22 protein-coding genes and 3 tRNA genes are annotated in these 26,116 nt (G+C 51.4%); 7 read left to right on the top strand and 18 right to left on the bottom strand.

The window, feature by feature from the left end:
* Window positions 1–30: 30 nt before the first annotated feature.
* The 3 genes from IQ22_RS11645 to IQ22_RS11655 all read right to left on the bottom strand — a co-directional run bounded on the left by IQ22_RS11645 (window position 31) and on the right by IQ22_RS11655 (window position 3,568).
* Window positions 31–1,212 (bottom strand): vWA domain-containing protein, encoded by a 1,182-nt coding sequence (locus tag IQ22_RS11645; protein ID WP_145141930.1) that lies wholly within the window; start codon window positions 1,210–1,212, stop codon window positions 31–33.
* 394 nt (window positions 1,213–1,606) lie between these two features.
* Window positions 1,607–2,452, bottom strand: a complete 846-nt coding sequence (locus IQ22_RS11650) for an AAA family ATPase (RefSeq protein WP_145141933.1) — start codon at window positions 2,450–2,452, stop codon at window positions 1,607–1,609.
* A gap of 51 nt (window positions 2,453–2,503) precedes the next feature.
* The gene (locus IQ22_RS11655) at window positions 2,504–3,568 is read right to left on the bottom strand and encodes an AsmA family protein (protein ID WP_145141935.1); all 1,065 of its coding nucleotides are present in this window, start codon (window positions 3,566–3,568) and stop codon (window positions 2,504–2,506) included.
* 125 nt (window positions 3,569–3,693) lie between these two features.
* On the opposite strand from IQ22_RS11655, the gene cysK reads away from it, so the two are divergent.
* Complete coding sequence (gene cysK / locus IQ22_RS11660) at window positions 3,694–4,668, top strand: cysteine synthase A (protein WP_145141937.1); 975 nt, start codon at window positions 3,694–3,696, stop codon at window positions 4,666–4,668.
* 178 nt (window positions 4,669–4,846) lie between these two features.
* On the opposite strand, the gene IQ22_RS11665 is transcribed toward cysK, so the two are convergent.
* The 9 genes from IQ22_RS11665 to IQ22_RS11705 form a co-directional block, all read right to left on the bottom strand.
* Window positions 4,847–6,706, bottom strand: a complete 1,860-nt coding sequence (locus tag IQ22_RS11665; RefSeq protein WP_145141939.1) for a SurA N-terminal domain-containing protein — start codon at window positions 6,704–6,706, stop codon at window positions 4,847–4,849.
* 198 nt (window positions 6,707–6,904) lie between these two features.
* Window positions 6,905–7,177, bottom strand: coding sequence for an HU family DNA-binding protein (locus tag IQ22_RS11670; protein ID WP_145141941.1), 273 nt, complete (start codon window positions 7,175–7,177; stop codon window positions 6,905–6,907).
* 135 nt (window positions 7,178–7,312) lie between these two features.
* Complete coding sequence (lon, locus tag IQ22_RS11675) at window positions 7,313–9,709, bottom strand: endopeptidase La (RefSeq protein ID WP_145141943.1); 2,397 nt, start codon at window positions 9,707–9,709, stop codon at window positions 7,313–7,315.
* 127 nt (window positions 9,710–9,836) lie between these two features.
* The gene (gene clpX, locus IQ22_RS11680) at window positions 9,837–11,117 is read right to left on the bottom strand and encodes an ATP-dependent Clp protease ATP-binding subunit ClpX (RefSeq protein WP_145141945.1); all 1,281 of its coding nucleotides are present in this window, start codon (window positions 11,115–11,117) and stop codon (window positions 9,837–9,839) included.
* Between the two features lie 104 nt (window positions 11,118–11,221).
* Complete coding sequence (clpP, locus tag IQ22_RS11685) at window positions 11,222–11,863, bottom strand: ATP-dependent Clp endopeptidase proteolytic subunit ClpP (protein ID WP_145141947.1); 642 nt, start codon at window positions 11,861–11,863, stop codon at window positions 11,222–11,224.
* A gap of 91 nt (window positions 11,864–11,954) precedes the next feature.
* Window positions 11,955–13,265, bottom strand: coding sequence for a trigger factor (gene tig / locus IQ22_RS11690; protein WP_145141949.1), 1,311 nt, complete (start codon window positions 13,263–13,265; stop codon window positions 11,955–11,957).
* A gap of 220 nt (window positions 13,266–13,485) precedes the next feature.
* A tRNA-Leu gene (locus IQ22_RS11695) sits at window positions 13,486–13,570 on the bottom strand.
* 47 nt (window positions 13,571–13,617) lie between these two features.
* A tRNA-His gene (locus IQ22_RS11700) sits at window positions 13,618–13,693 on the bottom strand.
* A 30-nt stretch (window positions 13,694–13,723) separates the two neighbouring features.
* A tRNA-Arg gene (locus IQ22_RS11705) sits at window positions 13,724–13,800 on the bottom strand.
* 245 nt (window positions 13,801–14,045) lie between these two features.
* On the opposite strand from IQ22_RS11705, the gene folD reads away from it, so the two are divergent.
* Window positions 14,046–14,903, top strand: a complete 858-nt coding sequence (gene folD / locus IQ22_RS11710; protein WP_145142228.1) for a bifunctional methylenetetrahydrofolate dehydrogenase/methenyltetrahydrofolate cyclohydrolase FolD — start codon at window positions 14,046–14,048, stop codon at window positions 14,901–14,903.
* A 54-nt stretch (window positions 14,904–14,957) separates the two neighbouring features.
* On the opposite strand, the gene cysS is transcribed toward folD, so the two are convergent.
* Together cysS and IQ22_RS11720 are read right to left on the bottom strand one after the other, a co-directional pair.
* Window positions 14,958–16,349, bottom strand: a complete 1,392-nt coding sequence (gene cysS / locus IQ22_RS11715) for a cysteine--tRNA ligase (RefSeq protein ID WP_145141951.1) — start codon at window positions 16,347–16,349, stop codon at window positions 14,958–14,960.
* Window positions 16,349–18,019: a glutamine--tRNA ligase/YqeY domain fusion protein gene (locus tag IQ22_RS11720; protein ID WP_145141953.1), complete on the bottom strand. Its 1,671-nt coding sequence runs from the start codon at window positions 18,017–18,019 to the stop codon at window positions 16,349–16,351. The genes cysS and IQ22_RS11720 overlap by 1 nt, the downstream gene beginning before the upstream one ends.
* Before the next feature lie 119 nt (window positions 18,020–18,138).
* Between IQ22_RS11720 and IQ22_RS11725 the strand changes: the two genes are divergently transcribed.
* Window positions 18,139–18,633 carry a peptidylprolyl isomerase gene (locus IQ22_RS11725; protein WP_145141955.1) on the top strand — a complete coding sequence of 165 codons (495 nt, stop codon included), beginning with the start codon at window positions 18,139–18,141 and terminating at the stop codon, window positions 18,631–18,633.
* Entirely contained in the window at window positions 18,630–19,355 is a 726-nt protein-coding gene (gene lpxH / locus IQ22_RS11730) for a UDP-2,3-diacylglucosamine diphosphatase (protein WP_145141957.1), read from the top strand. Before IQ22_RS11725 ends, lpxH begins: the two co-directional genes overlap by 4 nt.
* A 27-nt stretch (window positions 19,356–19,382) precedes the next feature.
* Here the strand turns inward: lpxH and IQ22_RS11735 are convergent, their stop codons facing one another.
* Together IQ22_RS11735 and IQ22_RS11740 are read right to left on the bottom strand one after the other, a co-directional pair.
* A complete protein-coding gene (locus tag IQ22_RS11735; RefSeq protein ID WP_145141959.1) occupies window positions 19,383–19,991 on the bottom strand; it encodes a MiaE family protein in 609 nt (202 codons plus the stop codon).
* Between the two features lie 104 nt (window positions 19,992–20,095).
* Window positions 20,096–20,572: a DUF1289 domain-containing protein gene (locus IQ22_RS11740; protein WP_145141962.1), complete on the bottom strand. Its 477-nt coding sequence runs from the start codon at window positions 20,570–20,572 to the stop codon at window positions 20,096–20,098.
* Window positions 20,573–21,102: 530 nt separating this feature from the next.
* Here IQ22_RS11740 and acnB point away from each other — a divergent pair.
* On the top strand, window positions 21,103–23,706 hold the full coding sequence (gene acnB, locus IQ22_RS11745; RefSeq protein WP_145142230.1) for a bifunctional aconitate hydratase 2/2-methylisocitrate dehydratase: 2,604 nt from the start codon (window positions 21,103–21,105) through the stop codon (window positions 23,704–23,706).
* Between the two features lie 61 nt (window positions 23,707–23,767).
* Here the strand turns inward: acnB and IQ22_RS11750 are convergent, their stop codons facing one another.
* On the bottom strand, window positions 23,768–24,376 hold the full coding sequence (locus tag IQ22_RS11750; protein WP_145141964.1) for an START domain-containing protein: 609 nt from the start codon (window positions 24,374–24,376) through the stop codon (window positions 23,768–23,770).
* Window positions 24,377–24,426: 50 nt separating this feature from the next.
* Window positions 24,427–24,681: a YkgJ family cysteine cluster protein gene (locus tag IQ22_RS11755; RefSeq protein WP_145141966.1), complete on the bottom strand. Its 255-nt coding sequence runs from the start codon at window positions 24,679–24,681 to the stop codon at window positions 24,427–24,429.
* Window positions 24,682–25,057: 376 nt separating this feature from the next.
* Here IQ22_RS11755 and IQ22_RS11760 point away from each other — a divergent pair, with 376 nt between their 5' ends.
* Window positions 25,058–25,597, top strand: coding sequence for a 3'-5' exonuclease (locus IQ22_RS11760; protein WP_145141968.1), 540 nt, complete (start codon window positions 25,058–25,060; stop codon window positions 25,595–25,597).
* Between the two features lie 75 nt (window positions 25,598–25,672).
* Window positions 25,673–25,954, top strand: coding sequence for a pyrimidine/purine nucleoside phosphorylase (gene ppnP / locus IQ22_RS11765; protein ID WP_145141970.1), 282 nt, complete (start codon window positions 25,673–25,675; stop codon window positions 25,952–25,954).
* The last annotated feature ends 162 nt before the right edge of the window (window positions 25,955–26,116 follow it).

Below are 26,116 nucleotides of genomic sequence, written 5' to 3' on the forward strand. Positions count from 1 at the left end.
AGAACAGACGAAATGTTCGGCCCTCTCTTGCTACCCCTTGGCTAGATAACGCATTCCTTCCTCCAATCCTTCCAAGGTCAGCGGATACATATGCTCATCGACCAGCTCCCGGACCAACTGAATAGACGCCGTATAGTCCCAAGCGTTTCGAGGGTAAGGATTCAGCCAAATGACCTTGCGGAAGGCCTGCTTGAAGCGTTTCATCCACAAGATTCCAGGCTCCTCATTCCAATATTCAACACTGCCGCCAGGCTGCATGATCTCATAGGGTGCCATTGAGGCGTCTCCGACGAAAATCACTTTGTAGTCATCACCATAACGATGCAGGATATCGTGTGTGGCCGTTCGCTCGCTTATGCGCCGCTGATTATCTTTCCAGACAGATTCATAAATAAAGTTATGAAAGTAGAAATGTTCGAGGTGCTTGAACTCGGTCTTGCAGGCAGAAAATAGTTCATCGCAGATCTGAATATGCATATCCATAGAGCCGCCAATATCGAACAGCAGCAGCAACTTGACAGCATTATGCCGCTCCGGCCGCATGCGAATATTAAGTAATCCTGCATTTCGCGCCGTATGGTCAATCGTACTCTCAATATCAAACTCGTCGGCAGCACCCTCACGTGCAAACTTTCGCAAACGTCGTAAGGCCACATTGATGTTACGTCGCCCTAGCCCCACCTGATCATCAAGGTTTCGATAGTCGCGTTGCTCCCAAACCTTGACGGCCTTGCCTTGCCGCTCTCCAGCCTCGCCGACACGAATGCCTTCGGGGTTATAGCCCCCAGAACCGAATGGACTGGTACCGCCTGTTCCGATCCACTTGTTACCCCCGGCATGCTTATCAGTCTGCTCGGCTAGCCGCTTTTTAAACATCTCGAGCAAAGCTCCCAGTCCACCCAGCGCTTGTAGGCCCGCTCGCTCTTCTTCCGTCAAAAAGCGCTGGAACTCACGATGTAGCCATTCCTCAGGAATCAATGCATCTAATGGCGCCCCAAGCGCTTGTAGTCCTTCAAAATAAGCCGCAAAAGCACGATCAAACTTATCGAAATGGCGTTCATCTTTAACCAGGATGGCTCGCGCCAGAAAATAAAAGGCCTCCATATCTGCAAAGGCCAGATGCTGGCGCAAGGCCTCATGCAGATCGAGTAACTCGCGTAACGAAACTGGTACCTGAGCCGCACGAAGCTCATGAAATAGATTCAGCAGCACGGAATGCTCCTGTTAGTAGGCGACATCACTTTTGATGCCAAAAGCACTATAAGCCTTAGACACTCACCAGCTTTCGCATTTCAAGATTGATACCAGCTCACGCCTGCATCCGTATGAATATTCAAACCAGGAAGTCCAGTATTGGAATCGAGCGCCCTCATCACTTAACCAAGGATCCTTTCAAAACTGGAGATTAAGCCGCAGCGCCTTTGAAAAGGTATGCTCCCACTTCTTCCCCTGAGTAAAGCTGAAGCCCCCGATTAGCACTATAGAGGGGTAGCAAATGCGGCACGACAATACGTAGTCATCCGCTCCAACAACGCATCTGATTCGTAACGTACGGCACCGCCAAATAATTATCCTGAGGCCAAACTTTCTACTAAGAGCTAAAGAGTTAATGGCGTCCACGGCGCGTCATGAAAGCCAGACGCTCCAACAGCTGTACATCCTGCTCGCTTTTAACCAAAGCCCCAGCTAATGGCGGTATAGCCTTACGCGGGTCACGCTCACGTAATACAGCCTCGCCAATTTCGTCGGCCATGAGCAGTTTGAGCCAGTCCACCAATTCGGAGGTAGAAGGCTTCTTCTTTAGGCTTGGTACCTTTCGAATATCAAAAAATATCTCTAGAGCCTCATTGACTAGACTTTGGCTGATTCCAGGAAAATGCACATCGACTATACGCTTCAGCGTCTCTTGATCAGGAAATGCTATGTAATGGAAGAAACAACGACGAAGAAAGGCATCAGGCAATTCCTTCTCGTTGTTAGAAGTAATCAAGATAATAGGCCGATGCCGCGCACGTATCGTTTCACCGGTTTCGTAAACATGAAACTCCATACGATCTAACTCCTGTAGCAGATCGTTAGGAAACTCAATGTCGGCCTTGTCGATTTCATCAATCAACAAGACTACACGCTCTTCTGCTTCAAACGCCTCCCATAGCTTGCCTTTGCGGATGTAATTGGCCACATCATGGACCTTCTCCATACCTAACTGCGAATCCCGCAATCGGCTGACTGCATCATATTCATACAGGCCTTGCTGCGCCTTGGTGGTGGATTTGATATGCCAAGTGATCAAGCGAGCCCCAAAGGCCTGCGCCAGCTCCTCAGCCAAAAGCGTCTTACCGGTGCCTGGCTCTCCCTTCACCAACAAAGGACGCTGCAAAATAACAGCCGCATTGACGGCTAACTGCAAATCTGCGGTTGCCACATACGTGGCCGTGCCTTCGAATTTCATGAGTGCTCCTCAACACTGTTTCGATCACAAGCGGCTCCATGCACTCGTAGCTCACCCCTGCTCGTCATAGCGTGCGCTAAACGCCTGGATAAATGCATTACGCAAGATAGAAAAAAAAGTCTGTAATGGACTTATATCCTGATCCTTGACATTACCGTTTAACTCAACACGGGTAGCGAACTGATCCTTACGCTGATTTTTGAGTACCGTTTGCCCTCCTCCTGCAATGGCCTCCCACAAACTGCGGAAAAAGCCTTTGTCCTCTGCTTCTACATCTTGGCGCCAGTCGAAAATATCTACGTTCTTGAATAGGGGCTTGATATAACCGCTCAGTTGCCCCTGGTTCGCTTTTGCCTCAACCACTAAATCACCACTGCCCGCCTTGAAATCGAATTTTCCATAGGCTTTGGAGAAATCATTGAGCTTGGGCAGGCTGATCTGCGTTATCCGCAATTTAAAATTGAAGTTACTGAAATCACTAAACGGATCAAACTCAGCGGAAGTCTCCAATGGCGAACCGTCTAGAACATTGGCCTTACCCTCAAAGTGCGCCACCCGGCGCCCTTGGGCATCAGCCGCATTGGTTAGGTTGTACAGACTGGCGTTGACCTGGGTTGCCTGAAGATTAACGGGTGGTGATGAGTTGAAATTCCGAAAGCTGATTTTTCCCTCTTCAATCCGCACTTCATTCAAGGTAATGGTAATGATTTTTTCCAATTGCGCCCGCCAATCAGTTCCTTCGCCGGTTTGCGACTGTTTGGGATCTTCACCCCCATCAACGAAGTTCAGCTCTGGTTGCTCAAAAACGATCCGCCCTACGATGGCATGATCCTGCCATAGCGAACGCCAGCTCACGGCGATGTCTGTACTGGGAATGTCCAGAAATGGAACAGGAATGTTACTAGTCACTTTTTCGATCTTGAGCCCATCGATTCGGTAGGCTCCGCGCCACCAGGCGAGATCAACATCCTCGATATGTCCACGGTACTCGCCCATGTCCGCCAGCTTACCGTTTAGGTAATGCAGGACTACGTACGGTAGGGCAATCTGCAAAATCAGTAACAATACGACCAAGGTAAGAACGACCAGGAGCGGTCTTCGGTAACGTGGTTTCATTAATTGATACCCTTCTAGGAACCTTTTGGGTGGACAGACTACTGCCCTGTCAGTTTCCTTGGACTAGACGCCTCGTCCTTAGAGACTTAGGCTGAAGCATCATCGACCCAAGCAGGGAGCTCTCTATGAGCCGCATTTTCGCTGACAATGCACAATCCATCGGTAATACGCCTCTGGTTTACATCAACCGCCTTGGCCCCAAGGGGGTTACTATTCTGGCCAAGATCGAAGGACGGAATCCGGGTTACTCGGTGAAATGCCGGATCGGTGCCAACCTGATCTGGGATGCGGAAGCCACAGGAAAACTCAAACCCGGCATGACGCTTATTGAGCCGACTTCTGGAAATACAGGAATTGGACTGGCCTACGTCGCGGCCGCACGAGGTTACAAACTGATCCTGAGCATGCCTGCTTCCATGAGCCTGGAGCGACGCAAGGTCTTGAAAGCCCTAGGAGCCGAACTCGTACTGACCGAGCCAGCTAAAGGTATGAAAGGCGCCATCGAGAAAGCCAAGGAAATCGCCGAAAGCGATCCTTCCCTCTATTTTATGCCTCAACAATTCGAGAACCCAGCCAATCCGGCCATTCATGAAAAAACCACTGGCCCTGAAATCTGGAATGACACAGACGGCGCCGTCGACGTCCTGGTTGCTGGCGTAGGTACTGGCGGTACGCTTACAGGCATTTCTCGCTTCATCAAAAACACCAAGGGTAAGCCGATCCTATCGGTTGCTGTAGAACCGGAAAATTCTCCGGTTATTACCCAAACCCTGGCTGGAGAAGACGTAAAACCGAGCCCTCATAAGATCCAAGGCATCGGTGCTGGCTTTGTGCCTAAGAATCTGGATCTCTCTATGGTAGATCGCGTAGAGCAAGTAAGTGACGAAGAGTCTAAAACCATGGCCCAGCGACTAATGCGAGAAGAAGGCATCTTATGTGGCATTTCCTGCGGTGCAGCTATGGCTGCCGCCGTCAGGATCGCTCGTGAGCCTTCCATGGCTGGCAAAACCATTGTAGTAATCTTGCCAGACTCTGGTGAGCGTTATCTTTCAACCATGCTCTTTGACGATCTCTTCAGCGAGCAGGAAACCGTCCAGTAAAAAGTCTGCCGTGTCTGCCTTGCCAGCCCGGCATTACACTCAGTGCCCCTTACAGCCACCAAGTCAAGCGTGAGTTTCCAGGCCTCATAGCGCCAGATACAAAATCCTTAAACAAAGATGCCAGTCAAAATTAACTGACTGGCATCTAGTACCCCATACGGTTTCAACAATTACCTCATCAGAGGTTCTTGATCTCCGCATTGGCTTGAAGTGCTCTACGATAAGCCGCAAAATCCTCTTGGCCGCTACGCGAGGCTAGGAAACGGCGATACATGGCCCTTTCCTCGTCTGTAAAGGCTTCTTTAGGCACACTGACACCAGTCAGCCGAATAACGGTGTAGCTTCCATCTGGCAAGTTGATACCGGCATAACTAGGTTTGTCATTAGCTTCAGGCTTGGTCATGCGGAAAACCTGTTGTAACACCAGAGGCGACACACCTTCCTGATTGCGAGTAGCCGCTTCGACAACATTCCACTCTTTGACAGCAGCTGTCTTACCAGCCCTCAGGTCCGCCAGTAGTGCTTCGCCCTTCTGACGAGTAGCTTCAGCGGTCTTTTGTTCTATCAACGCATCACGAATTGTATCCTTGACCTGCTCCAGGGTTTGCTGGGTAGGCTTGAGATGCTCCTTGACGCGGAGAATCACTACCGTTTCTGGATCTACCTGAATCGCCGTACTGTTGGCACCATCTTCCAATACTTCTGGACTGAATGCCGCCTGAATGACTTGACGATTAGCAGTTAGCCCCTCACCACCCTCACGACCAAATGCCTTGCTGGTCTGAACTTTGAGGCCAAACTCTTGAGCCGGCTGAGTCAAGTCAGAGGCTTCAAAGGCTGAACTTTCCAGATTGCGTGTAGCCTCTACAAACAGCCGGTCGGCTTCACGTGCTTTCAATTCTGCCTCAAGACGAGGCCTCATACTCTCTAAGCTAGGTACATCGGCAGCCTGTACACCCAAGAGTTTAATCAGATGCCAGCCAAAGCTTGTCTTGACCGGCTCTGAGACCTGCCCTTTATTCAATGAATACAAAGCTTCTTCAAAGGCTGGGTCGTATACGCCACGTCCTGCGTAGCCCAAGTCACCCCCTTTGCTGGCCGAGCCAGGATCTTGGGAAAACTCCTTGGCCAAAGCAGCGAAATCTTCACCCTTTTCCAGGCGCGCTTTGATCTCTTCAATTTTGGCCTTAGCCTGCTCATCAGATACCTTGCTGTTCACCTCAATCAGGATATGAGCCGCTTCACGCTGCTCAGACAGATTTGACGTCTCTGACTGGTACAGCGCCTGGACATCCTCGGGCTTGACTTGAGCTTTGGCTAGAAACTCGTCTTTCTTGAGCTCAACGTAATTGATCACTACCTGCTCAGGTGACAGGTATTCAGTACGATGTTCATCGTAATAGCCTTGCAACTCTTCATCCGACACAGTCACCTTGACGGTACCTGACTTTACCGTATGCGTAGCAAAATCGCGTGTCTGCCGCTCCAACGCTGCAAACGCATTAAGCTCGGCATCGGTTACAAAGCCAGTCCCTGCAACCCCTGCTCTTAATTGACTGATCAGCATTTCTTGCTTGAGCATGTTACGAAACTGCAAACGCGAATAACCCATTTGAGTGATCACTTGGTCAAAGCGTTGTGCGTCGAACTTGCCGTCTACCTGAAACTCAGGCGTTTGTAGAATTAGCTGATCCAAGGCTGCATCAGAAAAGGCAAATTTATTCTGCTTAGCATCCTGCAGGAGCAACTCACGCTCGATTAAGCCCTTCAGTGCGGCTTCACGAAGTCGTTGTTCATCCAATAATGCAGGATCAAAGTCGGCGCCTAGTCGCTGAGCTAACGAGCGGCGCTGCATTTCAACAGCTTGTTGCAAATCGGTCTGGCGTATCTCTTCGCCATTGACCAAGGCAACAGCTCCTTGATGACTGCTGGCACGAATGATCGCCTCGAAACCAGTCAATGCCATCAGCAATATGATAAAGCCGATAATGAGCTTGGCTATCCAGCCTTGTGAACGTTCCCTGATAGATTGCAGCATGCGCCCCCCAAAACGGCTGCGGCAGGCCTAACGGCTAGGCAGCATGGGTGAATTGCGGATAGAGAAAAGGCGCATCACAAGATGCGCCTTCTGATTAGATGGGGCTTTGGTGAGACTTTCGTGCTGAATGAACCGTTCGGTATCACGTGCTAGAAATTCAATAGATATCGCCTATCGAAACCAAACCCCCCAAAGCACTCAGTTCACAGCATCCTTGAGCGCTTTACCGGGCTTGAAACCGGGGATCTTGGCAGCATCGATTTCGATTGGCTTGCCAGTCTGCGGATTGCGGCCAGTGCGTGCTGCACGCTCTTTTACCGCAAAAGTGCCGAAGCCCACCAGCACAACCGAATCGCCGTTCTTCAGTGCATCAGTGATAGATTCGATCACTGCGTCCAAAGCGCGACCAGCTACAGCTTTCGGGATGTCAGCAGATGCAGCAACGGCATCGATCAGTTCCGACTTGTTCACTCTAAGTCCCCTTGTTCATTTCTGATAAGAATAGTGTTACGTGTGTAGGCAAAAATGGGTGCTGTGAGTCATGCCTGCCACTTTGACGAGCCGCTTTATATCAAGGGCTCGAAAAAAGTGTCAAGGAAGCTCAGGCTAGTGCGTGCTGATCCTCTCTTTTGAATCTTGCTCGCGCTTCTCTTCATTCGTGACTATTTCAGGAGCCGCATCAGGTAAGGGCTCCGGGGCATATTGCAGCGCAACCTGCAGGACCTCGTCAATCCACTTGACAGGCTTAATTACCAAATCAGCCTTAATATTATCCGGAATATCGCGCAGATCGCGTACATTTTCCTCTGGTATGACTACCGTCCTGATCCCACCCCGGTGGGCTGCCAGTAGTTTTTCTTTCAACCCCCCAATAGCCAGTACTTGTCCACGCAGAGTAATTTCCCCTGTCATGGCCACATCTGCACGCACCGGAATTTTCGTAACGGCAGACACTAAAGCCGTACACATGCCAATACCAGCACTCGGGCCATCCTTTGGAGTAGCCCCTTCAGGCACATGGATGTGAATATCATGTTTTTCATGAAAGTCCACATTGATGCCAAGACTTCTACTACGACTACGAACCACTGTAAGAGCCGCTGTGATGGATTCAGCCATCACGTCACCCAAGGAGCCTGTTTTAATCAAATGGCCCTTACCGGGCACTACAGCTGCCTCAATAGTCAAAAGCTCACCGCCGACCTGCGTCCAAGCCAGTCCTGTCACCTGCCCAATTTGATCCTGCTGCTCGGCCAGGCCATAACGGAACTTTCTTACCCCAAGGTAATGTTCCAATGATTCATTGGTCACAACGGCTTGCTGACTTTTTCCCTTTGTATGCTCCTTAACGATTTTGCGGCATACCTTTGCCACTTGACGCTCAAGGCTACGAACACCAGCTTCACGCGTGTAATACCGGATAATATCTCTTACTGCCGATTCATCGAACGAAACCTCGGCCTTTTTCAAACCATTCGCCTTGACCTGCTTTGGAATGAGATATTTAGTCGCAATATTGACCTTTTCATCCTCTGTATATCCAGGCAAACGAATAACTTCCATGCGGTCTAGCAGAGGCGCCGGAATATTCATGGAGTTAGCTGTACAGAGAAACATTACATCCGAAAGATCGTAATCTACTTCAAGATAGTGATCATTGAAGTTATGGTTTTGTTCTGGATCCAATACTTCCAGCAGAGCCGATGCAGGATCGCCCCGCATATCACTACCCATCTTGTCGATCTCATCCAACAGGAACAATGGGTTACGAACGCCTACCTTGGTCATTTTTTGAATCAAGCGACCCGGCATGGAACCAATGTAAGTCCTGCGATGCCCCCGGATCTCAGCCTCGTCACGTACTCCACCCAGGGCCATTCGCACGAACTTCCGACCGGTAGAGCGAGCAATTGACTCCGCCAAAGAAGTCTTACCCACCCCTGGAGGGCCGACCAGACACAGCACAGGTCCTCTGACCTTTTTAACGCGTTTCTGAACGGCAAGATATTCGAGAATGCGCTCCTTGACCTCTTCCAACCCGTAATGATCTTCATCAAGAACATCTTCAGCCTTGGCAAGATCCAGACGAACCTTACTTTCAGCCTGCCATGGGACGTTAACCAGCCAGTCGATATAAGAACGCACAACTGTCGCTTCAGCGGACATCGGTGACATTTGCTTTAGCTTGTTAAGCTCTGCATTTGCCTTGGCCAGAGCCTCTTTGGTAAGGCCAGCATTATCGATACGCTTCTTCAGCTCATCAATCTCACTGTGACCCTCATCAATGTCACCCAGCTCCTTTTGAATGGCTTTCATTTGCTCATTCAAATAGTACTCGCGTTGACTGCGTTCCATTTGTTTCTTAACGCGCCCACGGATACGCTTTTCAACCTGTAACAGATCAATTTCAGCATCCAGCAAGGCTAGGACGTGCTCTACCCGTTCGGGTAAATCCACAACCTCAAGAATTTCCTGCTTTTGCTCAAGCTTGAGGGCCATATGAGCAGCCATCGTATCGACAAGCCGACTAGGATCATCAATTCCATTAAGCGATGACAGTACCTCGGCCGGAACCTTCTTGCCCAACTGTACATATTGCTCGAACTGACTCATGAGACTGCGCACGAAAACTTCGGACTCACGATCGGCAGCCTCTGAATCCTCAATCAGTTGCACTTCAGCCCGCGCATAACCCTTGGCTTCTACGAACTGCTGGATTTTGCCCCGCTGCTCACCCTCAACCAAGACCTTAACGGTGCCATCAGGCAACTTCAACAACTGCAGGACAGTCGCCACGGTTCCCATGCGATACAACGCCTCGGCGTCTGGATCGTCATCGGTAGGGTTTTTTTGAGCCACTAGAAGAATCTGTTTGTCGCTGGCCATAGCGGCTTCCAGCGCTTCGACGGACTTTTCCCGCCCCACGAAGAGCGGAATCACCATGTGCGGATAAACCACTACATCACGCAGTGGTAAAAGAGGTAATTCAATAACTTTATTCATGGTTTCAGCTCTTGGTATTCGGTTGGCAGCACGAAGCAACTAGATGACTTATCGCTTCTAACATGCGGTCAATACGAGTAGAAAACAAGGCTCATTAATGCGAAGGGGCCCACTGGGCCCCTTTTACTCACGCATCCGGTGCAGCTTTGACCGGCTCGCTGTTTTCATAGATTAGAAGAGGTTGAGAAGCCCCCTCGATAACACTTTCATCAATGACAACCTTGCTCACATCTTTTGCGGAAGGAATCTCATACATTGTTTCGAGCAGCACACCCTCCAGAATCGAGCGCAAACCACGCGCGCCCGTCTTACGCTCAAGTGCCTTGCGCGCAACAGCCTTTAAAGCGTCAGGACGGAACTCGAGATCTACATCTTCCATCTCGAACAATTTACCGTACTGCTTGGTAAGAGCGTTCTTGGGCTCGGTAAGAATTTGCATAAGCGCAGCTTCATCCAACTCATCCAAAGTGGCAATTACTGGAAGACGCCCTACAAACTCAGGAATCAGGCCAAACTTAACCAAATCTTCAGGCTCGGCCTCTCGTAAAGATTCACCAATCTTCTTCCCAAGTTCCTGACTACGCACCTCGGCGTTAAAGCCAATTCCTCCAGCCTTGGTAGATCGACTCTGGATAACCTTTTCCAAACCCGCAAAAGCACCGCCGCAGATGAACAGGATATTACGTGTATCAACCTGCAGAAACTCTTGCTGCGGATGCTTACGCCCACCCTGAGGCGGCACGGACGCAACAGTTCCTTCGATTAGTTTCAGCAGCGCCTGCTGTACACCTTCACCTGATACATCGCGCGTAATCGAAGGATTGTCTGACTTACGAGAAATCTTATCGATTTCGTCAATGTAGACGATACCCATCTGGGCTTTTTCTACATCATAATCGCACTTCTGCAAAAGCTTCTGGATGATGTTTTCTACATCCTCACCCACATAACCCGCTTCGGTTAACGTAGTAGCATCTGCAATCGTAAAAGGTACGTTCAAGAGACGCGCCAAGGTCTCAGCCAGCAAAGTCTTACCAGAGCCGGTTGGGCCGATCAACAGAATATTGCTCTTGCCTAGCTCGACGTCGTCTTTCTTTTCACGTTGGTTCAACCGCTTATAGTGGTTGTAAACCGCTACGGCCAGTACTTTCTTGGCACGCTCCTGCCCGATAACGTACTGATCAAGAATCGCACTGATTTCCTTCGGTGCAGGGAGTTTATGCGCATTGTTTTCGGCCTGAGCTTCCTGTACTTCCTCACGGATGATGTCATTGCACAGGTCGACACATTCATCGCAAATAAAGACTGAGGGACCGGCAATCAATTTGCGCACTTCATGCTGACTCTTGCCACAGAAAGAGCAATACAACAGTTTGCCGTTATCGTCGCCGTTGCGAGTATCTGTCATTCGATCAATCCAATCGGGTTACTTACAGGAACAAGATGAAGCCAAATAGGCGTATTTTCAAGTCCGCCTCCTATCACGCTCGTCTAGGAGGCGGCCCTGTTAGCTTACGCAGGCAGGTTACGCTTCTCGAGCACCTTATCAATCAAGCCATATTTAACAGCTTCTTCGCCGCTCATGAAATTATCACGATCCGTATCGCGCGCAATCACATCCATAGGCTGGCCAGTGTGATAAGCAAGCACTTTGTTAAGACGCTCACGGATAGTTAAAATTTCACGCGCATGGATTTCAATATCTGATGCCTGCCCCTGGAAACCACCCAGAGGCTGGTGAATCATCATGCGCGAATGCGGAAGACAATAACGCTTACCAGACGTACCGCCTGCCAAAAGTAAAGCACCCATACTGCAGGCTTGGCCAATACAAATGGTAGAAACGTCCGGTTTAATAAACTGCATGGTGTCGTAAATAGACATTCCAGCCGTCACCGACCCACCTGGAGAATTGATATAGAGGTGGATATCTTTATCAGGATTCTCAGCCTCGAGAAAAAGCAACTGCGCAACGACCAGATTAGCCATGTAGTCTTCGACCTGACCAACCAGGAAGATCACACGCTCTTTCAGCAGGCGCGAGTAAATATCATAAGCACGCTCACCACGAGCGGACTGCTCCACCACCATAGGTACCAGACCACCAGCGGCTTGGATGTCAGGCATTGTGTGCATAAACGAATTGCGGGACATGTCCTGCGATCACTCCCTATATCAGGATGGTTGCCTTAGAACACATAAGCCAGCACGAGGGCTGGCTTATGTGACTCGAGACAGGTAAAGATCAGGCTGCTTGCGGGGCTTCGGCCGGCTTGACCGCATCCTCGTAGGAAACCTGCTTATCGGTCACTTTAGCCTTTTCAAGAACAGTATCTACGACTTGTTCTTCGAGTACAACCGAGCGCACTTCGTTCAATTGCTGCTCATTCTGGTAGTACCACGCCACTACCTGCTCAGGCTCCTGGTAAGCAGAGGCCATTTCCTCGATCAGCTCACGAACCCGAGCATCGTCAGGCTTGAGCTCATATTGCTTGACCATCTCCGCAATAATCAGCCCCAGCACAACCCGACGCTTGGCCTGCTCAGTAAAGAGCTCAGCCGGTAGTTGATCAGGCTTGATATTACCACCAAACTGCTGGACAGCCTGCACACGCAAGCGATCCACTTCACTATTGATCAGGGCGGCAGGCACTTCAATTGGATTGGCCGTAATCAAACCATCCATAACCTGGTTCTTCACCTTGTTCTTGATGGCTTGACGTAACTCGCGATCCATATTCTTGCGAACCTCGGCACGGAAACCTTCAAGTGTAGTTTCCTTGATGCCGAACAGGGAGAAGAACTCTTCGTTCATCTCAGGCAGTTGTGGACCTGCAACTTTTTGCACAGTAACAGTAAATTCTGCCGTCTTGCCAGCCAGATCCAGATTCTGATAGTCATCAGGGAAGGTTAGGTTCAGTACGCGCTCTTCACCAGCTTTAGCGCCTACCAGCCCGTCTTCGAAACCTGGAATCATACGACCAGATCCCAGAACAAGCTGAGTACCTGTCGCAGAGCCGCCCTGGAAGGCCTCGCCATCGATTTTACCTACAAAGTCAATGGTGACTTGATCATCGTTGACCGCTTCGCGATCAGTGGCCTCGTAGCGGGTATTCTGCTTACGCAAAATTTCCAACATGTTATCAACGTCACTATCAGCCACTTCAGACTGTAGCCGCTCTACCTGGATATCTTCCAGGCCCGCCACCTGAAATTCTGGGAACACTTCGAACGTAGCGACATACTCCAGGTCCTGACCTTTTTCATAGGCCCTGGGCTCAACCGAAGGAGCACCAGCAGGATTTAATTTCTCCTGAACGATGGCCTCGTAGAAGGTTTCCTGAATGAGGTCACCAAATGCTTCCTGCCGAGCAGAGGCTTCGTAGCGCTGGCGAATAACACTCATCGGCACTTTACCAGGACGAAAACCAGGCACCTTGACGCGACGAGCCGTTTGCTGCAGACGCTTGTTGACTTCGGTCTCGATACGCTCGGCCGGCACGCCTACAGTCATTCGGCGCTCAAGAGCGGAGGTGCTTTCAACAGAAACTTGCATGGACATTCCTCATGGCACAGACATAGGCCGACCGTTCCGGCCCCCATAAACAGGGCAAGCATTCTAGTGGTAGAGGTCAAGGAAGTCATCCTGAATGACAGATCTATTGGCTTCTTTGCCTAAATATTCATCACAGCCCGTGACGAAACCCCTACCCCTGAGCGCCAGGGCATTTTCATAGACAAAAAAAAACCGACAGCAATCTGTCGGTTTTCTTCATTGGTGCGGACGGAGAGACTCGAACTCTCACACCTTGCGGCGCTGGAACCTAAATCCAGTGTGTCTACCAATTCCACCACATCCGCGTAACACTTCAAAGTAAACGCCAGGCATTCTACCTAACGTTTCAATATGGGGTGGACGATGGGAATCGAACCCACGACACCAGGAGCCACAATCCTGTGCTCTACCAACTGAGCTACGCCCACCATATTGCATTGCTTGCGCCGAACGCCAACTGGCGCGCCCGGCAGGACTCGAACCTGCGACCATCCGCTTAGAAGGCGGATGCTCTATCCAGCTGAGCTACGGGCGCTTCATTGGCAGCAACCGTTGCTTACAGAGCAGCTAAATCTAGCTGAACCGGTTCGCATTGCCTTCTCATCTTGCATTTGGCTGTGCTCGACAAGCGGGGCGTATATTACGAATGCGCAGACCACTCGTCAACAATTTTTTCAAAAAAATTAAAGAGATATGTTCACTAGCCATCTCTTGGTCTTCTGCATCAGTGATGTACATGCGAAAATAAACGCCTCCTTTATCAGCAAGACCCATTTCGATATGACTGCTCAACTGATCGACGGCAAGGCGATCGCCGCCCGTCTTCGCCACGACATTGCCCAACGCGTCACTGAAAGACGTCAGCAAGGGCTGCGCGCTCCTGGCCTCGCCGTCGTTCTGGTCGGAGACGATCCCGCCTCCAAGGTTTATGTCACACACAAACGCAAGGATTGTGAAGAAGTAGGCTTCGTTTCCAAAGCCTATGATCTTCCCAGCAGCACGGGCCAAGCTGAACTCGAGTCATTAATTGACTCCTTGAATGCCGATACAACCATTGACGGTATTCTGCTACAACTCCCCCTACCTGCTCATCTGGATGCATCCCTATTACTGGAGCGCATCAGCCCGGACAAAGACGTAGATGGATTCCACCCCTTCAACGTAGGACGATTGGCCCAGCGCATCCCCCTGCTTCGCCCTTGCACCCCTAAAGGCATCATGCGCCTCCTGGAGTCAACCGGAGCAAATCTTTATGGAATGAATGCGGTAGTAGTAGGCGCCTCGAACATCGTAGGCCGCCCTATGGCACTTGAGCTGCTTCTGGCTGGTTGCACCGTAACGATTACGCACCGATTTACTCGAGACCTAGCCGCCCACCTAAGCCAGGCCGATCTTGTTGTAGTTGCAGCAGGCAAGCCCGGCTTAGTAAAAGGAGAATGGATCAAACAAGGCGCGATTGTGATTGATGTCGGCATTAATCGACAGTCTGACGGCAAACTCGTTGGCGATGTAGAGTACGAATCTGCTTGTGAGCGAGCCAGCTGGATCACCCCCGTACCAGGCGGCGTAGGCCCCATGACGCGTGCGTGCCTTCTAGAAAATACACTCTATGCGGCCGAGCAACTTCACGCCTTCTGATGAACTAACAGCAAAAAAGGCCGCGTCATGCGGCCTTTTATTTTACTGATTACATCAGTTGTTAGCTCGCCTCCAAGTGGTTCCACCCTTGGAGTCCTCGAGCACAATCCCCATATCCGTTAACAAATCACGGATACGATCCGACTCCGCCCAGTTCCTGGCTGCTCGCGCATCGAGCCGCTCTTGAATAAGGCGCTCAATCTCAGCAGCATCAACCTTACCAGCAGCACCACCCTGCAAGAAGTCATCTGCCTCGAGCTGCAATACACCCAAAAGTCCAGCCAGCTCTTTCAGACGTGCCGCTAAAGCGGCCGCTTTTTGGATGTCGCTTTCTTTCAAGCGATTGACTTCCCGTACCATATCGAAAAGTACGGCACAGGCTTCAGGCGTATTGAAATCATCGTCCATCGCAGCAGCAAAGCGCTTAACGAAGTCATCCCCTCCCACCGGAGCCACTACGGGAGGCAGAGCTCGCAATGCATGGTAGAAGCGCTCCAGCGCCCCCCTTGCCTCACGCAAGCTATCCTCAGAATAGTTGATAGGGCTTCGATAGTGACTGGAAACCAGCAAATAGCGCACTACTTCCGGGTGATACTTCTCCAACACCTCACGAATAGTGAAAAAGTTACCAAGTGACTTGGACATCTTTTCACCATCCACTCGCACCGCACCGGCATGCATCCAGGCTGCGGCATAAGGCTTACCCGTAGCCGCTTCGCTCTGAGCAATTTCGTTTTCATGATGAGGGAAGACTAGATCCGGCCCCCCGCCATGAATATCGAAGGTATCGCCCAAGCAGCAGGTGGACATGACTGAACACTCAATATGCCATCCCGGACGCCCACCGCCCCATGGCGATTCCCAACTGGGCTCACCAGGCTTGGCTGCCTTCCAGAGCACGAAATCCAGGGGATCTTCCTTGGCCTCATCAACCTCTATACGAGCCCCAATACGCAAGTCTTCGACCTTCTTGCGAGAGAGCTTTCCATAGCCCACAAACCGACCAACACGGTAGTAGACATCTCCGTTTCCAGGCGCGTAGGCATATCCCTTATCAATCAGCGTACTGATCATTGAGAACATACCCGGAATGTGGTCAGTTGCGCATGGCTCAGCATCGGGACGCTGAACATTCAGACGCAACTCATCTTCATGCATGGCAGCGATCATACGAGCTGTCAGCGCCTTGAACGTCTCGCCATTTTCCTGAGCACGCCGGATGATCTTGTCATCGATATCCGTAATGTTCCGCACGTAAGTCAGGTCATATCCTGAATGACGCAACCAGCGGGCCACGACATCGAAAGCCACCATAACCCGGGCATGACCGATATGACAGAAGTCATAAACCGTCATGCCACAGACATACATCCGGACCTTGTTACCCTCAAGCGGCTTGAAGATGTCCTTGGTCTTTGTCAGCGTGTTGTAGATCGCAAGTGGCATTATTGCCCCCAGGAATCGCGCAGGGTAACGGTACGATTGAACACCAGGGCACCCGGTTTGGAATCCTTCGAATCAACCGTAAAGTAGCCTTCGCGTTCAAATTGGAAACGATTCTCTGCCTGAGCGTGTGCCAGTGACGGCTCGGCTCGGCAACCGATTAAGACCTGCAAGGAGTCAGGATTGATGTTATCCAGGAAGCTCCCCCCCTCTTCAGCCTTTTCGGGTTGGGGCGAGCGGAACAAACGATCATATAGGCGCACTTCGCACTCAACGCTGCCTTCTGCTGGCACCCAATGAATAACGCCTTTAACCTTACGCCCTTCGGGGTTTTTGCCGAGAGTATCCGGATCGTAGGAGCACCGTAGCTCCACAATATTGCCGTTATCGTCAGTAATTGCTTCATCGGCACGAATAACATAACTGCCTCTCAAACGCACTTCACCACCCGGCTCCAAACGCTTGTAGCCCTTAGGCGGGTCAATCATGAAATCATCACGATCGATATAGAGTTCACGTGCGAAGGGTAGAATGCGGACCCCCATGTCCTCCTTAGGATGACGGGGCAGCTCCAACTGCTCGACTTGTCCTTCAGGATAATTGGTAATCACAACCTTCAGTGGGCGGAGTACACACATCGCGCGCGGCGCATTACGATCCAGGTCCTCACGAATACTGAACTCCAACATGGCGATATCAACCACGCCATTCGAACGTCCTACACCAACCATCTCGCAGAAGTTTCGGATAGAAGCCGACGTATAACCGCGGCGGCGATAGCCAGACAGCGTGGACATGCGCGGGTCATCCCAACCACTGACATGCTTTTCGTCTACCAGTTGCTTGAGCTTACGCTTGCTGGTAACCGTATAGTTCAGATTAAGCCGGGCGAATTCGTACTGACGCGGCTGAGTTGGAACCGGCAGGTTAGCCAGGAACCACTCGTACAGCGGACGATGGTCTTCAAACTCAAGAGTGCAAATGGAGTGCGTGATGCCTTCGAGCGCATCCGACTGGCCATGCGTGAAGTCATAGCTAGGATAGATGCACCATTTATCGCCGGTCTGGTGATGATGCGCATGGCGAATCCGATAGAGAATCGGATCACGCATGTTCATATTCGGCGAGGCCATGTCGATCTTGGCACGCAGCACCTTTGCACCGTCCGGAAACTCGCCAGCCTTCATACGGGCGAAAAGATCGAGGTTTTCCTCAATCGAGCGGTCGCGATATGGACTGTTCTTGCCCGGCTCGGTCAGGGTACCGCGATACTCTCTTGCCTGCTCCGGACTTAGATCGTCGACATAAGCCTTGCCGGACTTGATCAGATGAACAGCCCACTCGTACAACTGATCAAAGTAGTTAGACGCGTAACGCTCCTCGCCCGCCCATTTGAACCCCAGCCACTCCACATCACTTTTGATGGCATCGATATATTCCTGGTCTTCCTTGGCAGGGTTCGTGTCGTCAAAGCGCAGATTGCACTCGCCACCGAACTCCTGAGCCAAACCAAAATTCAAACAGATTGACTTAGCATGGCCAATGTGAAGATAACCGTTAGGCTCTGGCGGAAAGCGTGTCACAATTTTCGAATGCTTGCCGGCATCCAGATCAGCCTGGACGATCTGACGTAGAAAGTTCGCTGGAGTAGCGGGAGTTTCTGGCTTGCTCATGGGGTCCTTGAGTATGTGATGTTCGGCTTAAGGGTAGGCCGAGTAAATCAAAGTCCGTATCATAGCCGAACCTACCAAGGCCCTGACAAACTTCCTATCTGACCACGGACCTGAATTCCATGATCAAATTGCACACCAACCACGGCGTTATCACCCTCGAACTGTTTGAAGATAAGGCTCCGGAAACCACAGCCAACTTCAAGGAGTACGTTAAGAGCGGCCACTATGACGGCACCGTGTTTCATCGCGTCATCAGCAACTTTATGATTCAGGGCGGCGGTTTCGAACCTGGCATGAAGCAAAAGCCGACTCGCTCGCCTATCAAGAACGAAGCCAACAACGGCGTTTCGAACAGAATCGGCACCATTGCCATGGCTCGCACCATGGACCCGCACTCTGCTTCTGCGCAGTTCTTCATCAATGTTGCTGACAATACCTTCCTCGACCACACCGCTCCTACCACCCAAGGCTGGGGTTATGCCGTGTTTGGCCAAGTAACCGAGGGCATGGATGTTGTTAACACCATCAAAAATGTTGCCACTACATCCCGCGCTGGCCACCAAGACGTGCCTGCCGAAGACGTAATTATCGAGCGCGCCGAGATCATTGAGTGATATTGCTGATCTCTGATCTGCATCTCGAATCGAAACGCCTGGATATAGTCCAGGCGTTTTTGCATTTTCTCGAGACGCACGCCTCAAAAGCCGAAGCGCTTTATATATTGGGTGATTTTTTCGAAGTCTGGATTGGCGATGATGCTATGGACAGTTTCGAGCGCGATATTGCCCAAGCTTTACGTGCCCTTTCCTTGAAAGGAACCAAGATTTACCTGATGCATGGCAATCGCGATTTTCTGATTGGCCACGCCTTCTGTCGCCAAGCCGGCTGCACCCTGCTACCCGACCCGACCGTAATCGAATTACAAAATCAGCGCATCCTTCTAATGCATGGCGATAGTCTATGTACCCAGGATGAAGCCTACATGCGCCTCAGACGCTGGCTACGTAACCCTTTTTCACGCTGGGCACTCAGTGCACTTCCGCTAACCACGAGGCGTAAGCTGGCTCGCAAATTGCGCAATGAAAGCAAGATGCAGACGCGACAAAAAGCCATGGATATCACTGATGTTACCCCGGCCGAGGTAGAACATGTGCTGCGTGAAAACAAAGCTCATATTCTGATTCATGGGCATACCCATCGCCCTGCTATACACTCGTTTGAGCTGGATGGACATCCTGCGCGACGCATTGTGCTAGGTGATTGGGACCGCTATGGCTGGGCTTTGACTATCAATGGAGAAAGCATGACTCAAGATCGCTTCGAGCTTGCGACCTAACTCAACTCGAAGCGACAACCAGCATGATCAGGCAGCCATAGGAATACCGCTGTGAAAACGCATCTCGCTATCTGTCGAGGATATCAATTGCGCTTCTAACGCCTGGATCTCAGCGATCTTAGCCGTTACGTCCTTTTCATCGCCGTACTGATACGCCAATTTCAGATAATCCTGGAAATGACGAGCTTCTGACTTGAGCAGTCCGCTATAAAACTTACTCAAATCTTCATCCAGATGCGGCGCGATGGCTGAAAAGCGCTCACAGGAGCGACACTCGATAAAGGCACCTACAACCAGCGAGTCAGTTAGCCGATACGGCTCATGATTGCGGCAAAGCTTGCGCATGGCGCCAGCATAGCGCGCGGACGTAACGTTTTCATGGGCAATGCCACGGCGCTTCATAATCTGCAGTACCTGCTCGAAATGCCGCAATTCCTCGCGTGCAATTCGAGACATCTTGTTAACCAAATCCAGCCTGTTGCTGTAGGTAAACAAATAGTGAAACGCAGCACCAGCCGCTTTTTTTTCATTATTTGCATGATCAATCAACAACGTTGGCAAATCCTGCAGGGCAGCCTCTATCCAAGCATCAGGCGTCTTACATGCCAGGAACTCATCCATTTCAGGCAAAACCATGGTTTACATCCTTGTCATGAAAACAGGTCATCATCGAACTTACGCGAGCCTCGTCAGTAAAAGCTAAAAAGGTGGGCATATTACAGGGTTATGCCTTCAGGACTTCATGTGCCACTATCAAGCCTCTCTCGTAGAAAAGATGGCGCAATATAACGCTCGTAATGCGCCTCCGAGAGGATGAAAAATTCTTGGTCAATGGCATCGCGCAACTCAGTCAACGGCTTGCCTTGAAACTCGGGAAGCACATGGATTCCATAGGCGTCTAGCTGCTGAATGAAGCGTGCCCCTCGTGAGATGAGCTGGTAAGCCCAGCAATATTCGGACTGGTCCGGATTAAAACGGATCTTACGCAGCAGCAGCTGCTCTTTAAGACGATTACTATCAAATACATCGAGCTTGGCTGACACAACCTGAGCGAGCAGCACCTCAAGACGAGCCCAAACTGAACGTTTCTCGCATTCATCATACGCATTCCAGTTCACAACTTCATGGTGGAAGCGCTTGCAGCCGCGACAAACGAGATCACCATATACAGTCGAACAAAGTCCGACGCAGGGTGTCTTGATGCGCTGGTTAGACATAATTGCTCCAGGCAGACAAAGCTCTATTTTAGCCATTCGTCTAATGCAGGTCAGCGTCATCTGGTCGCACGTTTGACTTAACTTTGACGAGGCTATCGAGTAGAATCAGGTTCGCCTTAATGGCGCCATGTCCGATACGAAGCTGTTTTCAAAGCGTCACGAGCACAGATTCCGGCAGGTTCGGGTCAGGGAAACGTCCTCATCAAACGTTACCCTGACCTCGTATATGCAAACCGTCGGCGTAAAACTTTGAAAACAGCTTCGCAGCGGAGCTCGCCTGCCCCCTTGCGTTAGCTGCTGCCTCTTGCAAGCGACTCATACGCGATCAGGCGAACTCGCATGGGCCCAGGTTCTGCCCGAAAGATTTCCGAGCGAACGAAACCAAGGTAGAGAGCACGAGGCGTGCATCCATACCAGACGGTATGGCCGCCAGACGAGCCCTTATTACGCCAGGTCTAGAACGTGTCGTATCTTCCAGACAGACCCCAGGTCCCGGACGCTATTGCTGGACCACTGATGAGGGTCATATTGTGCTTGAAGCCTATCGTAAACATGTAGAAGAGCGTGCCGCTCAGGGCATCGTCCCCCAGCCGCTTAACGCCGAACAGACCGCTGGCCTGGTCGAACTCCTAAAGAATCCACCTGCTGGCGAAGAAGAATTCCTGGTCGACCTGATCACCAACCGTGTACCGCCGGGCGTGGATGAAGCCGCTTACGTCAAGGCCGGCTTCCTTTCCGCCCTTGCCAAAGGCGAAGCCAGCTCCCCGCTGATTGGCAAGCAGCGTGCGGTCGAGCTCCTGGGTACCATGCAAGGCGGCTATAACATCGCCACGCTGGTTGAATTACTGGATGATGCTGAACTAGGTACCGCCGCTGCAGGGCAACTCAAACACACCTTGCTAATGTTCGACGCTTTCCACGACGTGGCTGAAAAAGCCAAAGCCGGCAATGCTAATGCCAAAGCCGTCATGGAGTCCTGGGCTGAAGGCGAATGGTTCAAGGCTCGCCCAGCCGTACCGGAAAAAGTCACCCTGACCGTGTTCAAGGTGCCGGGCGAAACAAACACTGACGACTTGTCCCCTGCTCCTGATGCCTGGTCGCGCCCTGACATCCCACTGCATGCCCTGGCCATGCTAAAGATGGCTCGCGATGGCATCGAGCCCGTTCAACAAGGCGCAATCGGCCCACTGAAGCAGATCGAAGAAGTCAAAGCCAAAGGCTTCCCTGTGGCTTATGTGGGTGACGTAGTTGGCACGGGCTCCTCTCGTAAATCCGCTACAAACTCGGTGCTTTGGTTCTTTGGGGACGACATTCCTTATGTGCCGAACAAGCGTGCTGGCGGCTTCTGCTTTGGCAGTAAGATCGCTCCGATCTTCTATAACACTATGGAAGATGCTGGCGCCCTGCCGATCGAATTTGATGTCTCCGAACTGAACATGGGTGACGTGATTGACGTTTATCCCTATGCAGGCAAGGTTACCCGCCATGGTAGCGACGACGTCATTTCCACATTTGAGTTAAAAACCCCGGTTCTGCTAGATGAAGTTCGTGCAGGCGGTCGTATTCCTTTGATCGTAGGGCGTGGCCTGACTGAAAAAGCCCGCGCTGAGCTGGGCCTAGGCCATTCCGATCTGTTCAAAAAGCCTGAGCAGCCTGTTGATACTGGCAAAGGCTACACTTTAGCGCAGAAGATGGTCGGCAAGGCCTGCGGTGTGGACGGTGTTCGTCCGGGTACCTACTGCGAACCGAAGATGACGACCGTTGGCTCTCAGGACACCACAGGCCCGATGACCCGTGATGAGTTGAAAGACTTGGCTTGCCTGGGCTTCTCTGCTGATCTCGTAATGCAGTCTTTCTGCCATACAGCGGCTTATCCCAAGCCCATCGATGTGAAGACTCACCATACACTGCCGGATTTCATCCGTACCCGTGGCGGCGTTTCCCTGCGCCCAGGTGATGGCATCATCCACAGCTGGCTGAACCGTATGCTGTTGCCCGATACCGTCGGTACCGGTGGTGACTCGCATACCCGCTTCCCCATTGGTATTTCCTTCCCGGCTGGCTCCGGTCTGGTAGCTTTCGCCGCCGCGACTGGGGTTATGCCGCTGGATATGCCGGAATCGGTACTGGTGCGCTTCAAGGGCAAGATGCAGCCAGGAATTACCTTACGCGATCTTGTACATGCAATTCCCTATTACGCCATCCAGAAAGGCCTGCTGACCGTAGAGAAGAAAGGCAAGAAGAATATCTTCTCGGGCCGCATTCTTGAAATCGAAGGCCTGCCGGATCTGACTGTAGAGCAGGCGTTCGAACTGTCAGATGCCTCTGCCGAGCGTTCCGCCGCCGGTTGCACGATCAAACTGTCGAAAGAATCCATTGCTGAGTACCTGCAATCCAATATCACCCTGCTGCGCTGGATGGTCAGCGAGGGCTACGGTGATGCCCGTACATTAGAGCGCCGTGCTCGAGCGATGGAAGCCTGGCTGCTGGATCCGCAGTTGATGGAGGCGGATGCCGATGCTGAATATACCGAAGTCATCGAGATTGACCTCGCCGAGGTGACTGAGCCGATCCTGTGTGCACCAAACGACCCGGACGATGCCCGTCTGCTGTCTCAAGTGGCCGGTGACAAGATTGACGAAGTGTTTATCGGCTCATGCATGACCAATATCGGTCACTTCCGTGCAGCTGGTAAGTTGCTCGACAAGGTTAAGGGAGCAATCCCGACTCGTCTATGGCTGTCACCACCGACCAAGATGGACCAACACCAGTTGACCGAGGAAGGCTACTACGGCATTTACGGCAAGGCCGGTGCCCGCATGGAAATGCCTGGCTGTTCGCTGTGCATGGGTAACCAGGCACGCGTAGCATCCAACTCCACCGTGGTGTCTACTTCGACTCGTAACTTCCCAAACCGTCTGGGTGATGGTGCCAACGTGTACCTTGCCTCTGCGGAGCTGGCAGCTGTCGCCTCTATTATGGGCAAGTTGCCAAGCGTCGAAGAGTACATGCAGTACGCCAAAGACATTGACAGCATGGCTTCGGACGTTTATCGCTACCTAAGCTTCGACCAGATCGCCGAGTTCCGCGAAAGCGCAGCCAAGGCCAAGATCGAGGCCGTTGAGATCGTTTGATCACGCGGTATCGGTAAATAAAAACGCCCCGGCCTGCCGGGGCGTTTTTATTCATGAGTGCTTAGCGAGACTCAGCAGTCTTGCGCAAACGTTGCAGGGTGTTAAAGGGCGCATCCACTACGAAACTGTTGGCCAACCAGGAAGGGACACTGCCGCCAGGCTCGCTTTGAGCTTCGTAGATGACTTCGACGTTATCAGCAGTCTTAGGCGTGACCTGCCAAGTGCCATCGAAACTGCTTACACGAATGTAACCCTCTACTGGCGGAATATAATCAGGCACGCCCTTCAGGCGGCGAAGGAATCCGCCGCTTGCAAGCTGCTCACTTGTAACATGCAGGACCACATCGCGAGCAGTGACTGGCCAAGGCATTTCAATACGCATATATGTCCACCCTTCACGTCCCTGTTGTTTCAATACCTTAAGCTGCTGGCAGCGATACAACCATGCACAGGATGTGGTGGCATTCTCTTGAAGCTGGGCAATTTGCTCAGGCGTGGCCTTGATTTGCACGATGCCCCGATAGGCCTTGTACTTGGACCCCTCCATGCTTCGCGTGTAAACCTTGATGCCATCTTCATCTTTAGCGAGCTTCCAATCTTGAGCATACGTCCAGACAGATAGCATAGTCAGCATTGTGGTTAAAACAATCGTTTTAATCATTGAGCGCACGATGGGCCCCTCTTGTTATAGGTAATGGGCTGTAGTTTCTTCAAAAAGAATCAGGCAGCGGTAATGTCTTCCAGAACAGTCAACAGCATGACTGCCTCATCGTGATCATTGCCGCACACCATGCGATCCGCCTGGAATGTACTGCATACCTTAGGCCGCTCCGGGCGTCCGAAAAGTTCACATAAATTGCGAAAATCCAAATGAGCGCAACGCACGCCAGCTGGCTTGCCCAAGGGCATACCGGGCAACGGAGAGGAAATAGAGGGCGCGATACAACAGGCGCCACATCCTGCACGGCATTCCATCGTCAATAAACCTGAAACATGGACCATTGTTAATGCCGAGAGCGAACGCGACGGCCTTTCTAGTGTAGCGCCAAGCGAGCCAAGGCGTAACGGTCAACCGAGTTATTACGATGAGGTGCCCAGTTGCATCCCGGCTAGCTTTTTGTTCATGGCATATATGCCCGCAACTGAACCACTTGAATAATAACCAATCCCCTGTTTAAGAAAGTTTGAATACTTTTGTGATCTTAAAAAGCACGCTGGTCGCTGGTTCCATTCTTGCGGAGCGAATACTGAAACTTGCATGCCCTCGCATGAGTCTTTGCCTCTTACAAGCGGTGTATTTCATTCTTGATGCACGATCTTCAAGAATCGTGTCGACTGGGAGAGAGGCGAGATGAAGCATTGGTTGATCATCGACCTAGAAGCCACAACTGATCGTGGCGGCTGGCCCGTCGAAGAAATGGAAATCATCGAAATAGGCGCCGTTTTGATCAGTAGGACAGGTCGTGAGATTGATCACTTCCAAAGCTATGTAAAACCTGCTCAACGCCCAATACTTACGGAATTTTGTAAAACATTGACCCATATCAGCCAAGACAACATAGACAGTGCGCCCTCTCTTGAAGAGGTATGGGTGCGTTTTGAGGAGTGGCTTGGCGGTTATGAAGAGCATCTGGCCGGATGGTGTAGCTGGGGGGATTATGATCGGCGCCAGTTACAGCGTGACTGGCGTGAACACCGTTTGGATAGTAGCCTCGCCCGCCTTCCTCACATGAATTTAAAGCAGCGTTTTGCCAAATCCAGGCAATTATCACGTCCCGTTAGCTTGGACGCTGCTCTCTCCCTCGCAGGATTTTGTTTTCACGGCCAACCGCACCGTGCACTAGAGGATGCCCGAAATACGGCACGTCTGTTGCCGGTTACGGTTCACTAGCCTAATGGCATAGTGACGACACCCGCTCTATTTCGGCATACTGGATGATTCTTTCCACTCCATCCAAGGATTGTCATGTTCAAGGTAAATGAATACTTCGACGGCACAGTTAAATCCATCGCCTTCAACCTGAGCGACAAACCGGCCACCATCGGCGTCATGGCTCCAGGGGACTATGAGTTCGGTACGAGCCAGTTGGAAATCATGCATGTTGTGGCAGGTGCTCTGACGGTTAAACTACCGGGCAGCGACGCATGGGAAAAGTTTAAGACAGGCCAGCAATTTACGGTCCCGGCCAATAGTAAGTTTCAACTCAAGGTTGAAACAGAAACCGCTTATCTCTGCGAATACCACTAATAACCCACTCCGGTGCAGCAAGCCTTTGCACCGGAGTAGTTGTACCTCGTATGTTCAGGCCTATCAGACTGCTCTCCTGCCAAATCACTTGCCTTGTCTTACCAAGATCACCGCTTACCCCGCGTTACAGTAACCTTACGTTGCCTGTCTTCTTCCGAACGG

The sequence above is a fragment of the Pseudomonas duriflava genome, assembly GCF_007830155.1.
GTDB classification, from domain to species: domain Bacteria; phylum Pseudomonadota; class Gammaproteobacteria; order Pseudomonadales; family Pseudomonadaceae; genus Chryseomonas; species Chryseomonas duriflava.

Coding starts and splice junctions, on each gene's coding strand:
- IQ22_RS11650 (WP_145141933.1), bottom strand. CDS start 2,452: ATGAAATTCGAAGGCACGGCCACGTATGTGGCAACCGCAGATTTGCAG.
- IQ22_RS11655 (WP_145141935.1), bottom strand. CDS start 3,568: ATGAAACCACGTTACCGAAGACCGCTCCTGGTCGTTCTTACCTTGGTC.
- cysK (WP_145141937.1), top strand. CDS start 3,694: ATGAGCCGCATTTTCGCTGACAATGCACAATCCATCGGTAATACGCCT.
- IQ22_RS11665 (WP_145141939.1), bottom strand. CDS start 6,706: ATGCTGCAATCTATCAGGGAACGTTCACAAGGCTGGATAGCCAAGCTC.
- lon (WP_145141943.1), bottom strand. CDS start 9,709: ATGAATAAAGTTATTGAATTACCTCTTTTACCACTGCGTGATGTAGTG.
- clpX (WP_145141945.1), bottom strand. CDS start 11,117: ATGACAGATACTCGCAACGGCGACGATAACGGCAAACTGTTGTATTGC.
- clpP (WP_145141947.1), bottom strand. CDS start 11,863: ATGTCCCGCAATTCGTTTATGCACACAATGCCTGACATCCAAGCCGCT.
- tig (WP_145141949.1), bottom strand. CDS start 13,265: ATGCAAGTTTCTGTTGAAAGCACCTCCGCTCTTGAGCGCCGAATGACT.
- folD (WP_145142228.1), top strand. CDS start 14,046: ATGACTGCTCAACTGATCGACGGCAAGGCGATCGCCGCCCGTCTTCGC.
- cysS (WP_145141951.1), bottom strand. CDS start 16,349: ATGCCACTTGCGATCTACAACACGCTGACAAAGACCAAGGACATCTTC.
- IQ22_RS11720 (WP_145141953.1), bottom strand. CDS start 18,019: ATGAGCAAGCCAGAAACTCCCGCTACTCCAGCGAACTTTCTACGTCAG.
- IQ22_RS11725 (WP_145141955.1), top strand. CDS start 18,139: ATGATCAAATTGCACACCAACCACGGCGTTATCACCCTCGAACTGTTT.
- IQ22_RS11735 (WP_145141959.1), bottom strand. CDS start 19,991: ATGGTTTTGCCTGAAATGGATGAGTTCCTGGCATGTAAGACGCCTGAT.
- IQ22_RS11740 (WP_145141962.1), bottom strand. CDS start 20,572: ATGTCTAACCAGCGCATCAAGACACCCTGCGTCGGACTTTGTTCGACT.
- IQ22_RS11755 (WP_145141966.1), bottom strand. CDS start 24,681: ATGGAATGCCGTGCAGGATGTGGCGCCTGTTGTATCGCGCCCTCTATT.
- IQ22_RS11760 (WP_145141968.1), top strand. CDS start 25,058: ATGAAGCATTGGTTGATCATCGACCTAGAAGCCACAACTGATCGTGGC.
- ppnP (WP_145141970.1), top strand. CDS start 25,673: ATGTTCAAGGTAAATGAATACTTCGACGGCACAGTTAAATCCATCGCC.